At 53.5% G+C, this 13570-nt stretch carries 12 protein-coding genes; 9 read left to right on the plus strand and 3 right to left on the minus strand.

What is annotated here, in order from left to right:
- Positions 1–83: 83 nt before the first annotated feature.
- From D7Z26_RS14845 to D7Z26_RS14860, 4 genes are all read left to right on the plus strand, one after another.
- Positions 84–1775 (plus strand): methyl-accepting chemotaxis protein, encoded by a 1692-nt coding sequence (locus D7Z26_RS14845; protein ID WP_158602327.1) that lies wholly within the window; start codon positions 84–86, stop codon positions 1773–1775.
- Positions 1776–1966: 191 nt separating this feature from the next.
- Positions 1967–2806 carry a hypothetical protein gene (locus D7Z26_RS14850; protein WP_120977760.1) on the plus strand — a complete coding sequence of 280 codons (840 nt, stop codon included), beginning with the start codon at positions 1967–1969 and terminating at the stop codon, positions 2804–2806.
- Complete coding sequence (locus tag D7Z26_RS14855) at positions 2803–3423, plus strand: hypothetical protein (RefSeq protein WP_120977761.1); 621 nt, start codon at positions 2803–2805, stop codon at positions 3421–3423. Before D7Z26_RS14850 ends, D7Z26_RS14855 begins: the two co-directional genes overlap by 4 nt.
- Before the next feature lie 46 nt (positions 3424–3469).
- The gene (locus D7Z26_RS14860; RefSeq protein WP_233566925.1) at positions 3470–4105 is read left to right on the plus strand and encodes a ThuA domain-containing protein; all 636 of its coding nucleotides are present in this window, start codon (positions 3470–3472) and stop codon (positions 4103–4105) included.
- 54 nt (positions 4106–4159) lie between these two features.
- Here D7Z26_RS14860 and D7Z26_RS14865 read toward each other — a convergent pair whose 3' ends face one another.
- Entirely contained in the window at positions 4160–4927 is a 768-nt protein-coding gene (locus D7Z26_RS14865; protein WP_120977762.1) for a TIM barrel protein, read from the minus strand.
- Between the two features lie 20 nt (positions 4928–4947).
- Positions 4948–5922, minus strand: a complete 975-nt coding sequence (locus D7Z26_RS14870; protein WP_120977763.1) for a Gfo/Idh/MocA family protein — start codon at positions 5920–5922, stop codon at positions 4948–4950.
- Positions 5923–6051: 129 nt separating this feature from the next.
- Here D7Z26_RS14870 and D7Z26_RS14875 point away from each other — a divergent pair, with 129 nt between their 5' ends.
- From D7Z26_RS14875 to D7Z26_RS14890, 4 genes are all read left to right on the plus strand, one after another.
- Complete coding sequence (locus D7Z26_RS14875) at positions 6052–6888, plus strand: AraC family transcriptional regulator (protein WP_158602328.1); 837 nt, start codon at positions 6052–6054, stop codon at positions 6886–6888.
- A gap of 145 nt (positions 6889–7033) precedes the next feature.
- Positions 7034–7864 (plus strand): phytanoyl-CoA dioxygenase family protein, encoded by an 831-nt coding sequence (locus tag D7Z26_RS14880; protein ID WP_120977765.1) that lies wholly within the window; start codon positions 7034–7036, stop codon positions 7862–7864.
- A 223-nt stretch (positions 7865–8087) separates the two neighbouring features.
- Positions 8088–8993 carry an AraC family transcriptional regulator gene (locus tag D7Z26_RS14885; protein WP_158602329.1) on the plus strand — a complete coding sequence of 302 codons (906 nt, stop codon included), beginning with the start codon at positions 8088–8090 and terminating at the stop codon, positions 8991–8993.
- Between the two features lie 89 nt (positions 8994–9082).
- Entirely contained in the window at positions 9083–10075 is a 993-nt protein-coding gene (locus D7Z26_RS14890; RefSeq protein WP_120977767.1) for a phytanoyl-CoA dioxygenase family protein, read from the plus strand.
- An 82-nt stretch (positions 10076–10157) separates the two neighbouring features.
- Here the strand turns inward: D7Z26_RS14890 and D7Z26_RS14895 are convergent, their stop codons facing one another.
- Entirely contained in the window at positions 10158–11027 is an 870-nt protein-coding gene (locus D7Z26_RS14895; protein ID WP_120977768.1) for a helix-turn-helix transcriptional regulator, read from the minus strand.
- Positions 11028–11301: 274 nt separating this feature from the next.
- Between D7Z26_RS14895 and D7Z26_RS14900 the strand changes: the two genes are divergently transcribed.
- Positions 11302–13389, plus strand: a complete 2088-nt coding sequence (locus tag D7Z26_RS14900; protein ID WP_158602330.1) for a right-handed parallel beta-helix repeat-containing protein — start codon at positions 11302–11304, stop codon at positions 13387–13389.
- The last annotated feature ends 181 nt before the right edge of the window (positions 13390–13570 follow it).

The following is a 13570-nucleotide window of genomic DNA, read 5'->3' on the forward strand; positions in this document are numbered from 1 at the left end:
GGAGTAGTGTCGGTCTCCGCCTCGGACGTACAATGGTTTCGGACCCATCGGGTTCCGAATGCTACGTTCAGGGGGCTGTCACGTTGATTAGACTAACGATCGTCCGCAAGCTCATGCTTCTGCTGGTGGCTTTGCTGCTTATTAGCGCGTTGACTGGGATTGCGATTTTGCGCTCCAACGATCAAGTGAGAACGCAGTCCGGTCAGGCAGAGGCGCTGAATCGGACGGAACTGGGCTATGGAAGCCTAATGAATTCGTATCAGGAATTGAATACGATCGCCTATCGGTTCTTAAGCGAAGGTTACGAGAAAAAACAATCGCAAGCTTCCGTGAAGAAGCTGGAGCAAATAAAGATGACTACGACGGGACTGCATTCCGTATTCGAAGCTAATGAGGAGTTGCGGTCTTATTTGTCTTGGTTCGCCAAAATCAACGAAGGTTACGAATCCCTTTTCTCCGACAACTTCACCGGCGCTTTTCTTCCGGAGTCTCTGAACTCGGTCGTTATCAGGAAAGCGTTGACTTCGCTCATGACGGATTCCGCGAGAATCGACGAGGAGTTGAAAATCTGGTTCGAAGCGAAGAGGGGAGAGGAGTCCGACCGACTGAATAACACGCTTGCGGATAGTACGCGAAATGTCGTCCTGTTGACGGTAATTACGCTTGTCTTGACTTTGGTGCTGGCGTTTCTGTTCGGGAGGTCGATTAATCAGGGAGTCAAGCTGCTTATGAGGCGAATTCATGCTTACAGGGACGGGAATATGGCTTACGCTTCGCCCAAGAAGAAACGAGGCGACGAGTTCGGTTCCGTAGAAGCTTATCTGGCTCAGATGGGCGAGCGGATCCAGGGCATTCTGGAAGCAAATCGCAGCACGGGATTAAAGGTCGTCGAATGGACGCAGGACATTCTGAAGAAATCCAAGGACAATCGGGAGGCGTCCTCGTCCATTCAATCGCAGACGGAACGATGCCAGGTAAGGATCGAATCGCAGCATGAAGCTACCGCATCGATCTCGGCGGTGCTAGAAGAAGCTGCCGCGGGTTCGGAGGCGATGCTGGCCGTATCGGATTCGCTCAAGGATTCCGTATGGAGAACGAACGGCCACGCGCAGGACGGCAAAAGGTTCGTAACCGAACTGACGGATTCCTTCGAGCTGACCAACGGCGAACTCGCTCGGTTGGGAGAACAAGTCGCTTCCATCACCGAACGGATGAAGGACGCGCAGAGCTTCATGTCTGGAATCAGCGGCTTAGCTTATCAGACGAACCTGCTTTCGTTGAACGCTTCGATCGAAGCTTCTCGTGCGGGAGCGAACGGAAACGGCTTCTCGGTCATCGCCCAAGAAATTCGCAAGCTCGCGGTGCAGACGGAAGGCTTCGCGGGCAAAGCGCGCACTCTGATGCAATCGATTCATGCGGATACCGAGAGCATGGCTTACAGCTTCGAGGGCTTCGCCGAGCAGATGGATGCCACGAAGAGCAAGTCGGAGCAAGCGGCGGCTTCGTTCGGCGAGATCGCCGGGGAAAGCAACATTCTGGCCGCTCAGACGGAGGAATGGAGCAGAGCCGTAGCCGAGGTTGCCGCGGGCCTGAGTGAAATCGTCGTCTCGGTCGAACAGCTCGTCGATTCTTCGTCGGATTTGCGCGATAGCGTCCTGACGGTGTCCGAGATCGCAGTCGTGCAGGTGGGATTGTCCGGGTACCTTCAACAAGCAGTCGACGGTCTGGCCGAGACTTCGGCGGCTCTTCGGGGGGACTCGGAGCACTCTAAATGATGGAGGCTCGCCTCTAGAAGTAAGGCGACGGGGGCAGAGCCGTTCATGCTGGCTGCCTCGCACCGCGAAGTAATCCATTGCCGTTACGATGTTTATCATTGTAATGGCATTTTTTTCTTGATTTTCAGTAACTTACTGCGCAGACAATCGTTATACATGGATAGAGGAACAGGAAGAGGAGGGATGCGGGAGTGAGGTCGAAGATCATCTACGCGATCGTGTTCGTATTAATTGCGGGAAGTTGGGCGGGGAACATCGCGTACTACCGAGACTACAGGCTGCCGGAAGGGGGCTTCCTGAATCATCGCATCGAGACGATGTACGACCCGGGCGTGTCGTTCGATCTGCTGTACGTTGCCAACACTGACGACAAGAAGAAGCCGGTCAGCGTTCGAACCGACGAGTTGCCCTCGCTGCGGTTTTACCCCGCCCAAGTACATAGCCAACTCAGCCATCAGACGATTTATTTGCTGAGGGGATACTTCGACGTCGCGAGAATGGAAGAGAGAACTTCGGAGTTGGCCCCGATCGTTTTGGATAGCGTCTACGTCTCATTCAGCGACGGAACGGAATCATTACAGCGCGTCGGCAACATCGTCGCTTACCGCGAAGCCAGGCCGATTGAAGGTCATACGAGTCCGTTTTCCATGAGTTCGGTGAGCTCGGGTTCCGACCATAGCGGCAGGGCTTCGGTGAGAATGACGAGACCAATGACCTTAACGAATATTTCCTCCAGTTGGCTTAGCGAGCTGGGGGACGATTTCCAATACGCGTGGGGAGCCGACAGCGAAACTTCGGGTCAAATGCCGACGGAGCTAAAAAATAAAGATGCACTCTATCTGAGCTACCAGTTCCTTATTCCGCACGGAAGCCCGCGGTCGCTGGACGTCTATAACGTGCTACTCCGTCAAGATTTCGTGGATTCGAAGGGACAGAAGTATGCGAATGAATTGTTCGCGAATTACCTCCCGTACCCGACGGAAGCCGAGATGCGCGCGTATGTCAGGGAGAAAAGGAGTGAGGCGAAATGAAGAAAGCCTACTCGATTATCGCATGGGGGCTCGCGCTGGAGTTACTTGATTTCCGCATTAACAATTTTGATTTGTTGCCGGACGTACTCGGGTACTTGCTTGTTGCGATCGGATTATCGCGCTTGAAGGAAGGACGGCGCTATTTCGGAGTCGCCCGGTGGGCCGCTGTCGTTTTGATGTTTTTCTCCGTTCTCCCGCTAATAGGGATGGAATCCACCATTTCCTTAACGAGCGGCGACAAGCCCGGATTTCAGGCGTTGGCGCTCACTTCCGTAACGACCGCGATCGATCTCTTGATGTTATACGGCATATGCCGCGGGATTCGTTCGAGCGCGATAAACCGAAGTAAGTGGGAGTTGGCGTTATCCGCGAAGAACGGTTGGACGATTTTGTTCGTTTTCGGCGCTATGACGTTGTTTGCTTGTCCCTTTCAACTCAACTATTCGCTCCAGGACGGCATAGGCTTCGCGTTGTTTCTGGCGGCCGGTAATTTCGTTTGCGGCGTGTGGGTGATCTTCCTAGTACGCAGAGCCGGGCGAGAGTTGCCCGGAGCAAGGAAAGGCGGAGGCGGTTCGCCTGAAGAGGGAGTGGGCGGGGAACTGGACATTATCGTATAATCGATACGACTGTATCTTATTTCATTAGCGCATAGGGGGCTCAGCCATGAACGGGATTCAAGCTTTGGCTTTAGGAAACTACTCCGATGCGATCTGGCATCCGTTCGGGGGAATCGATAAGGAAATCGAGCAGATATTCGCGGAACGGATCGACGTGAGGAGCACCGGCGATTACGGCATGTTAAAAGAGGACTATTTGTCCCCTTATCGGTTATTCATTTCTTACACGGAATTTCTCGACGAAAAGCTGTCGCAGGAAAGGGTGGCGGCGCTGTTATCGTTCGTCGCGAAGGGCGGCGGATTCCTGGGTATACATAACGGCATTTCTCTGCAACGCAATCAAGAGCTGGCGACGATGATCGGAGGCCGTTTCGTGAGTCATCCCGATTATACGGCGTTGCCGATCCATATTCTCGAGCCGAACCATCGGATCATGGATAGGGTCGAACCGTTCACGGTGAACGACGAGCCCTACAGGTTCGATTTCGATCCTTATGTCCGGACGACCATTCTCGCGGAATATGAGCATGAAGGCGAGCGTTGGCCGGCCGCATGGATGCATCAATACGGCTTGGGCAGAGTCGTCTATCTCATGCCGGGGCATGAAATCTCCGCATTCAAAGTCGAAGCGTATCGAAAGCTCATCTTGAACGCGGGCTTATGGGCGGCAAAGGCAATTTAAGTACTCTATAAAGCGAGGCCCAGGCGAGCATCCAACCCGCCTGGGCCTCATCGTTTACTCGACTTGCGAAAGAATTTCGTCCTTGAACTGACGGATCGCTTCGTCCGTGTCGATCGTATAGCCGCACTCCAAGCCGACGAAACCTTCGAATCCCGTACCCTTGATCGCGCGCAAAATGTTGACGTAATTGAGCTCGCCCGTGCCCGGCTGCTTGCGTCCCGGATTGTCCGCGATGTGGTAGTGATTGATCCGGTCGATGTAGCCGGTCGCGTTACGAATGACGTTGCCTTCCGTAATCTGCTGGTGGTAAACGTCGAACACGAGTTTCACGTTCGGGCTGCCGACTTGATCGATGACGTCGACCGATTCGTCCGAACGTTGAAGGAAGTGGCCGGCGTGATCGACCAGCCCGTTCAATGGTTCGACCTCCAGCACGATGCCGGCGTCTTCGAACAGCGGAGCGCAGCGCTTCAGCGTCTCGACCATCGTTTGCCGTTGCGTATCGCGCGGCACGCCGTCCAAGACGTTGCCCGTCTGGGAGATGACCGAGCGGACGTTCAGAATCCGGCACGCCTCGATCGTCTGGCGGACGCCTTCCAGATAAGCTTCCCGAAGCGATTCGTCGACCAAGCTGATGAACTTCGTGCAAGTCGCGCTAATGCCGACGCCTATACGTTCTTGTTCCTTGGCTACGCCCTTCAGATCGTCCAAGTTCCACCAAGCGTAATACTCGAGACCGTGAAAGCCGTGCTCTTTGATTTTCTCCAGGTGATGGATTTCATCTTTGCCCGGGTAAGCTCCGATGCATAAAGAATATTTCATTCGATACAGAACTCCCTTCTCTATTCGGATAATCGAACCGGTTGGCCGGATACGGCGGACTCGTTGGCGGCGATCGTAATCTCGTGCGTGCGGAGAGAATCCTCGTAATCGGATAGGATGCGGGATCTGTCTCCGGTTCTAAGCGCATGAACGAAAGCCTCGTCTTCAACGAAATACGGGTTGGCCACGTTCGGATGAATGCTCCGTCCCGCGGAAGTAATCTCGTTTAACGCGTCGCCTCGCAGCTCGAGAATTCCGCTCTCCGTATAAATATCCAACCCTACGTGATGCCCGGCGGGCAGTAAGCACGTATTCGAGATCGTGGCGACCATGCCGTTCGCCAGCTTCAGCGTTACCGTCCCCACGTCCGGCACGTCGGTGCCTTCCACTTTGTCGCCCATTACTTGCAGCGCGTAAGCCGCATATACTTCGCTGACTTCTCCGCACAAATAACGGAGCAGATCCACGATGTGCGTCGTCTGTTCGACGAACTGGCCCCCGGAACCTTGCTGCACCCTCCACCAAGGAACCATCGGCATGCCGCCCATCCAGTATCCAAGCGCCATTCCCGCTTTACTATTTTCCAAGAGACGTTTGGCCAAGGTCGCCGATTCGTTGTATCTCCAGTGGTAGCCGACCGAGGTGAGGAGATTGCTTGCCTTTACTTTGGCGCCGATCGATCTCGGAAGCTCCCGGTCGATGCCGAGCGGTTTCTCTACGAGGAAAGGAATTCCCCGTTCGACCAGCTTATTTTCCGCGTCTCCGTGCGCCATAGGCGGTACGCAGACATAGACGCCGTCCAGCTTCGTCCCGTCCAACATCTCGTCCAAATTAGAGAACGCTTTCGCTCCGCCGTGAACGTCCGCGGCCTTTTGCGCTCTTGCGAGGTCTAAGTCGTAGAATGCCGTCAACTCGATGCCGTCAATCTTCGTCAAGTTGTCGAGGTGAGCATTGGCGATGCCGCCCGTCCCGATAAATCCAAGCTTCAAGGTCATTGGCTTATCCACTCCTGTAAATAGGGTATAAGATAATTCAACTACGACCCTATTGTAGATCAGCGGATAACGAATTAAAATATAATATAATTCATATTACGTATAGAAAAATGAAACTAGGTGAATCGCTTGAACGAGGCTTACAGCAGGCATTTCGTGACGACGGAATGGGACCGGGGCTTGCCGCTGCACCTGACGAGCGTCGGTCTCTCCGCGCACCAGCAGCCCATTCATCGGGAGCACGGTTTCGATAGCTACCATTGGCTGCATACGGTGGAAGGCTGCGGATCGTTCACGGTGAACGGCTCCACCGTGAAGCTTTATCCGAACCAAGGCATCTTGTTGAAGGCGGGGACGCCGCATAGCTATTCCGCGGAAACCGAGGTTTGGTCGACGTGGTTCATGACGTTCGACGGGGCGCTTGCCAGCCCCATTACGGCCTCGCTCGATCTTCCTCAAATGCTCCCGGTCAGTTGGGACGACGATTGCCCGCTGGCTCGCGTTCACGAGCAATACAGCGAGAAATTCGGCTATAGCTTCGATTTCGCGGGCATTAACGGCTCGCTCGAAGTGTACGTTTTCCTGACGCAATTGAAAAAATACGGGCAAATCAGCGGACGGTCTTCCTTGTCCAAAGGGCACGAAAGGCTGACGCCGATCTACTTGCTCATCGAAGAGCGTTACGGGGATCCGGGGCTGGGACTGGACAGAATGGCCGAGGAGTTGCTCGTAAGCCCGCAATACCTGAATAAGCTATTTCGGACAAGTTGGGGTATCAGTCCGTACCAATACTTGATGCAATTCCGCATTCAAAAATCCAAGGAGCTGCTGCTGGCGAACCGCGGCCGGACGGTTAAGGATATCTCCGCGGCGGTCGGTTTCCAGGACGATAGCCACTTCGTATATACGTTCCGCAAGCTAACCGGCAGGACTCCGATCCAATTTCGTCTGGAGTACGGGGATTAACTGATCGTAGGTCGATTCCAATCTTATGCCATGCAAGAAAAACGCAAATAGAATATTGCTTTTTCGGAAATACAGCGCTTCTTCGACCTCGTAAGATGAATGTATCAAACGCATAACATTACGAGAGCCGAGGAGTTGTATTGAGATGTTGAACGAAAGCCAATTAGCCGAATTCGCGAAAAACGGATTTTTGAAGGGAAGCGTGGTCCTAAACGATGCGGAGGTCGAAGCGTTACGCGCGGAATTGGACGATGTCATGCAAGGCAAATCGGTCAAGAAACCGGTATTGAACCATAACTTGCTAGGCGAAGATACTCTCTATGACGGCATGAAGATGACCGCGAACGAGAAAGTCGTTCAGATCGTTAACATCTGGATGGCCAGCGACGCGTTCTTCCGTCATGCCGCCAACAAAACGATTTGCGAGGAAGTTGCGCAATTGTGCAATACCGACACGCTTCGCGTGTGGCATGATCAGATTCAATACAAGCCTCCGATCACGGGTGGACCGACGGCTTGGCATCAGGACCATCCGCTGTGGCCGATCATCCAGCCGGCGGATCTCGTCAGCGCCTGGGTCGCGCTCGACGACGCGGTCATCGAGAACGGATGCATGTGGATGGTTCCCGGCAGCCATAAATGGGGCAACCATCAGAAGCATCTGACGAGCGACAAAGACTTCAAGCCCGTTCATCGCCATCCCGAGCTGTTGCCGGAAGGCGCCGACACGACGGCCGTGCCGTTCGAGATCAAGAAAGGCCAAGTCGGCTACCATCACAGCCTTACTTGGCACGGAAGTCCCAACAATCGCTCGGAGCTTAAGCGGCGCGCGATCGCCGTTCATTACATGCCCGCGCATACCCGCTACGAGCCGACGAGCAATCACGTCATGCTGAGTTATGTGGACGTGAACAAGGGAGATATCCTCAAGGGAGAACACTTCCCGGTCGTGTTCGAGGTCACAGGCTCGAGGTAGTAGCCAAACCTTTCGAGCCGCTCAACCGCCGCAGTCCGGCCAAACCGAATTGCACTGCCAACAACTCTCCCCCTTCACGGGTCAGGAGGGTTATTGGCGTCCTCAGCTCTCGATCCGAGCAGGCTCTCGCGAAATCGGAGATTGCGTCCAAACCGCCCTCGTTTTACAATCAACTCATCAATCATCGAAGCTCGTCGATCCTAGTGAAAGTTGGTGGATGAAAATGACCGATACGGCTGCGCAGCAATGGCCATTCGTGCATAGCGTAGGGGACGTGTGGGCGCAAGCGGGCAGCGTGCTTGGACCCAGAACGATTACGGACTACGAGCTCGTTTATTTTCCCGAAGGGACAGCTACTACATATGAACTTCAGGGTAAAGCGTTGCCGCTAGATTATCCGTGTTTCGTCTTTACTCGACCCGAAGAGGAGCACCGTTACGAATTCGATAGGGATCGCAACGTTCGTCACCTTTTCCTCCACTTCGACTACGTCGCTTTGCGCCAAGCCGATCCCAGGTTCGCAACGCTATTAGAGCCCGCCATGTCGATTCTTCCCGTTAGCGTCAATAGTTTGCTTCCATCGCTCATGAAACAGATGCTGCGAATCGCGAATTTCCAGCTTGCTCATTGGAAGAGGCGCCTTTCCGTCTTGCTCGCGGCAGCTTTGGAGGAATTGTGCGCATCCGCGGACAATGCGCTGGAGGAACTTGCCCATCCGCTTCCGATTCCAATCGCAAGAGCGATTGCTTTCATGGAACAGCACCTCGAACAACCGTTAACGATTGAAGCGATCGCTAGACAGTCGGGGTGGTCGCATGAGCATTTCACCCGAATGTTCGTCTCCAGCGTCGGCATGTCGCCGAAAAGGGCACTGCTCGAACGAAGATTGCTTCGCGCGGAGCAGCTCATGATGAACGGGCAATGGACAGTGAAGCAGATCGCTTACCGGGTCGGGTTCGGGGACGAGCATCATTTTTCGAAAATGTACAAGCACATCCGCGGGAATACGCCCACGGAGTATAAAGATCGCTGCGAGAACAGCCTATTCCGTCATACGACCGCCGTTCTCGACCCGGAGAATCCCTACCCCGCCAACCATCATATTCTGGTTAACGACGATATCAAATAAACACATCGTTTGCAGGGTTCCCTCCATTGAGTGAAGCGCCTCTCTTCGCGCACAATGGAAGTAAGACAATCAAGCAGGAGGGTTCTCCGATGGGTATTATTTATACGCCGAAATCGAAGCAACGCGAAGATAAATATTTGGTAAGCATTAAAGAATATGCGCAATACCATCGCAAAGGATATTTGATCGTTAGAGGTTTGTTATCAAAAGAAGACATCGGCGAGCTCTACCAACTGGCGGAGAAAACAAGGCTCGATAACGTGAAGAAAAACGAGAGGAAGATCGGAGAAAATGATCCGCTGAGAGCGGAGTTCGTCTCGCAAACCCGGGTCCATATGCTTTCCCGATTGGAAGCGGCCGCCGAGCGGGGGATGCTTCATCCGCGGGTGTTGGACGCGGTCGAAGCGCTAATCGGACCGGATGTCTACGCGCTTCAATCGATGATGTTCCTCAATCCGCCGGGCAAAGGCGGTCAAGGCTGGCATCAGGATTCCTGCTATATCAAGACGCATCCGGATACGTTGATCGGAGCTTGGATCGCGTTGGAAGAAGCGGACGAGGATAACGGTTGCCTGTGGGTCGTACCGGGCTCTAACCATGAACCCGTCTATCCGCCGGCCGAAGTCGGGGGAGGCAACGTTCATGCGGTCGACGCTTTCGCGGATCTGCACAACGTCCACAACGTGAGCCATCTTGACGACGAAGTGAATACGCTATCTAAGGTCGTTGCGAATTATCCGCCTCCGATTCCGGTGCCGCTTAGCCCGGGGGACGTATTGTTTTTCCATTCGCACCTGCTGCATCGTTCCTACCCGAATCGGACAACGGATCGATATCGCCGGTCTTATGTGCTCCATTATTGCAACGCGCGTTCTTGGGTTCCTTGGGATCATGACGGTTATGAGGGCGACTCAGGCAATTATCGTCAAATATTGGCCCGAGGCCGAACGCATTTGCCTTATGCGGAGCCGACTTTCGGTACGGAAGTGTGGTTAACGGAGGCGGATGAGGCGGAGGGAAGCGTTAGGATGATGGGAATGGATAACGGCATGATGATGCCGGTCGTTCAGATGAAAGAATAGTTTGTCTGAAAAGAACCCCTGCGGCTATTAGCGATTAGCCGACAGGGGTTCTTGCCGTGAATATCGCAGTCCCTCTGCCAAGCTAAGGTCTACCGAGCATTCGAAACTCGCTAGGCGTTAACCCGGTCACCCGTTTGAATTGGTGGCTGAAATAATGAAGGCTGGTGAATCCGAGACGCTCGGATAAAGCTTCGATTTTTTCTCCGTTCAGCAATGCACGCTTCGCCAGTTTGATCCGTTCCCCGATAATGTAGTGCTTGGGAAGAAGCCCGAGTTCTTCCTTGAACAGCTTGGCGAAGTGGATCGGATGGTAGCCGCAGAGAGCGGCGAGCTCCGATACGGCCCAGTTTCTCCCCGGCTCGTCATGCATGGCGACGATGGCCGGCTCGATCCGCCCACGGGTAACGGGCGGTTTGCCGATGTCGAGCAACTGGCGCAAGATGTGAACGATCGCTTGCATCATAAGCCCCCGCAGAGCGAGGCCGTACCCGGGACGCTCGAATTCGTACTCTTTGACGATTTTCGCTAGAATCGGCTCCAAACCGGAGACGGTCATATGCGTCGGGAATGTGACTTCCCCATAAGGAACAATGACGATCGAAGTCTGCGAGAGGGTAGCGCTACTAAGTTCCGCGTCATCCGCGTAGAGGATATGATGCCCCGGATGAACGGGAATTGCCGTTTCTTTCCGCCATTCGAAGTGGACGCTATAGTAATCCGTCCCGATCGGGGCACTCAATGCGTGAGGACATTCCGGACCGTAGTAAACGCATTCTCCCGTCCGAATCGTGTACGACTTTCCGCCGATGAATAGCTCAGCCTGGCCGGAGACGACATAAACCAGCTGGCAATCCGGAATGATGCGGGCTCCCCAGTCGGTATCGGTTTGAGTCGTAGCACGGTTAGCGAAATTGACGGTTGGCATGAGGTCGTCCAAAGAGCTTGTCGTCATGCGTGTTTTCTCTCCTCAGTTGCGACGAAAATAGGAAATCAACTTATGATTCCCCTCAATCTTAGCTATCGCAAAGGAAAGCCGCAAGATGCATTTGCTTTCGACCGGATCGGACTGAAAACGGCACGTATGGACGATCCGGTAGCGAATTCGTATCGGAATATACGTTTAGTACATGTTTTCGCAAAATGAGCAGTAGGTTTATGGAAGGGGAAAATATACAATCTGGATGAGATATCGCAAACAGTCATCAACACGAGGAGGGCTTTCGCGTATGTTGCAAGCTATTTCATTTTACGTATCGCCGCAAGGGAACGACGATAATCACGGTAACGAGCGGTCACCGTTCCTAACCATAGAACGAGCGCAAAGGGCAGTTCGCGAGAGCATCGCTAGCGGAATGTCCGCGGACGCGAACGTATACCTCGGCGGAGGTTACTACGAGGTCGGAAGTACGATTATGTTCGATGAAAGGGATTCGGGTCGAGACGGCTTTAGAGTTCGTTATCGGAACGTAACCGGCGAGAAACCGATTCTGGTCGGCGGGGAGTTAATAACCGGTTGGGAACGGCATGACGATTCGATCTGGAAGGCGAAACTGCTTCCCGGCCGCAGATTCCAAACGTTATATGCCGATGGGAGGAGGGTACGTAAAGCCCGTTTACCCGCTAGGGGGTACTTCAACACGGATGAGTCAGCCCCGGAATCGTCTAAAGAGGGAATCCGATATTTCGCCGCCGATCTTCACGACGAGTTGTGTTTGGAGGATGCTCAAGTGTTTACTTGGCCCGGGGAAGGGGAATGGAATTGGTTTTCCGAGACGAAATCCGTGAGGGAAGTCGATAGACAATCGCGAATGCTACTATTCGAGACTCCCGCGACGTGGGGCATCGGGCACGGCTCCCGTTACTATTTGCAAGGATCGTTAGCATTCCTTCAAGCTCCCGGTCAATTCCATCTGGACGAGCCGGGAGGAATCGTCTATTACTGGCCGGAGCAAGACGAAAAGGAAAGCGGAGATCCGAATCGGCAGACGATCGCGGCACCGATGGTAACCCGGTTGATCGAGTTGAGCGGAAGGGATAACGACCGAAGGTTGCGGAATTTCGAGCTGTCAGGATTAACGCTAGTATGCACGGACGGGTTTCGCGATTACGGCATTATGGACGGTAATTCGGAGCGAGCGGAACACCGCGAAGCGCTCATCTACCTTAATCGCGTCGAGAACATTAGCATTAAAGGCTGTACGATAAGCCAATCGGGTTCGTCCGGCATTTTCCTCGACCGCTATGCCCGTCAAGTTACGATCGATCGCAATACGATCGCACATGTCGGTTACGTAGGCGTCTATGCATCGGGTTACGCTCCGGGGGAAGGGGACTTCAAGACCGCGGACGACTCTTACACGAACAAAGGGCATACGATTACGAACAATCGGATTACCTGCGGGGGAGAATTGATCGGACACGGATGCGGGATCATGCTCTACCAGAGCGGCGATAACGGCATTTCACATAACGAGATTTCGCACATGCCGCGCTATGGAATATCGCTCAAAGGATTACGATTCGGTACGATGCCGGAATCGCTGTATGGCATTCCGGTTACGTGGGACAACCACTACGACTTCCTGCATTCCAAAAATAATCGGATCGCGTACAACGAAATATTTAACGTGATGACCGATAGCCAAGACGGAGGGATGATCGAAGCGTGGGGCCCCGGGAAGGGTAACGTCATTCATGGCAACCATCTGCATCATAGCGGAATCCACTTTTCGTTCGGATTCGGAATTTACTTAGACGACGCGAGCGATGACTTCACGGTTACGAGCAACGTGCTCAATGATCTCTACAGCACCGGTCAAGGAAAGCTGTGGATGCTGATTTTCTCCAAGGGGATCGGAAACCGAATTTACAATAATCTATTGGCTAACAATCCCCGGGCGATTTCCGCGTTCGGTACCCAAGAGATGGTCGGGGAGGCGAACCGTGACGTAGACATCGCGTCGAACCTCGTGTACGACTCCGGACAATATGTCTACTACTTTGTGAATTGGGACAAGACGAGGTTTAAGGCCGCCGATGGCAATCTCTATTGGAGAAACGGGGCTGCTTGCCTTGTGGCGGGAGAGATCGCGCAGTTGAAGCCAAGGGGACCGGATAGGCTTGAACGCAACGAATATGATTGGGAGGAGTGGCGGTCGCTCGTAAACGGAAAATACGACGGCAACACGATTATCGCGGATCCGTTGTTTCTCGACGAGGAAGCGAGAGATTACCGGCTCCGGCCTGATTCTCCGGCTTATCGGATAGGCTGGCAAGAAATCGAATTCGATCGGATCGGCCCCAGAAAAGATTAACCGTCGGCGGCTAACCGGCTTTTGTCGAAAAACTCCACTTCGACAAAGGCCTATTTCCGTTTGACGAATCCTGTAATAGTTCAGTAATTCGAATATTTCATAGTAGAAGTTAGGCCATCGATATGCGATTCTATAATTTGAAAAGCAAAATCGGATAACTTAGCTTGCACTGTAGAGGGAG

Origin of the sequence: Cohnella endophytica (assembly GCF_003628305.1) — a bacterium.
GTDB classification, from domain to species: domain Bacteria; phylum Bacillota; class Bacilli; order Paenibacillales; family Paenibacillaceae; genus Cohnella; species Cohnella endophytica.

Coding starts and splice junctions, on each gene's coding strand:
- D7Z26_RS14855 (WP_120977761.1), top strand. CDS start 2,803: ATGAAGAAAGCCTACTCGATTATCGCATGGGGGCTCGCGCTGGAGTTA.
- D7Z26_RS14860 (WP_233566925.1), top strand. CDS start 3,470: ATGAACGGGATTCAAGCTTTGGCTTTAGGAAACTACTCCGATGCGATC.
- D7Z26_RS14865 (WP_120977762.1), bottom strand. CDS start 4,927: ATGAAATATTCTTTATGCATCGGAGCTTACCCGGGCAAAGATGAAATC.
- D7Z26_RS14870 (WP_120977763.1), bottom strand. CDS start 5,922: ATGACCTTGAAGCTTGGATTTATCGGGACGGGCGGCATCGCCAATGCT.
- D7Z26_RS14880 (WP_120977765.1), top strand. CDS start 7,034: ATGTTGAACGAAAGCCAATTAGCCGAATTCGCGAAAAACGGATTTTTG.
- D7Z26_RS14885 (WP_158602329.1), top strand. CDS start 8,088: ATGACCGATACGGCTGCGCAGCAATGGCCATTCGTGCATAGCGTAGGG.
- D7Z26_RS14890 (WP_120977767.1), top strand. CDS start 9,083: ATGGGTATTATTTATACGCCGAAATCGAAGCAACGCGAAGATAAATAT.
- D7Z26_RS14895 (WP_120977768.1), bottom strand. CDS start 11,027: ATGACGACAAGCTCTTTGGACGACCTCATGCCAACCGTCAATTTCGCT.
- D7Z26_RS14900 (WP_158602330.1), top strand. CDS start 11,302: ATGTTGCAAGCTATTTCATTTTACGTATCGCCGCAAGGGAACGACGAT.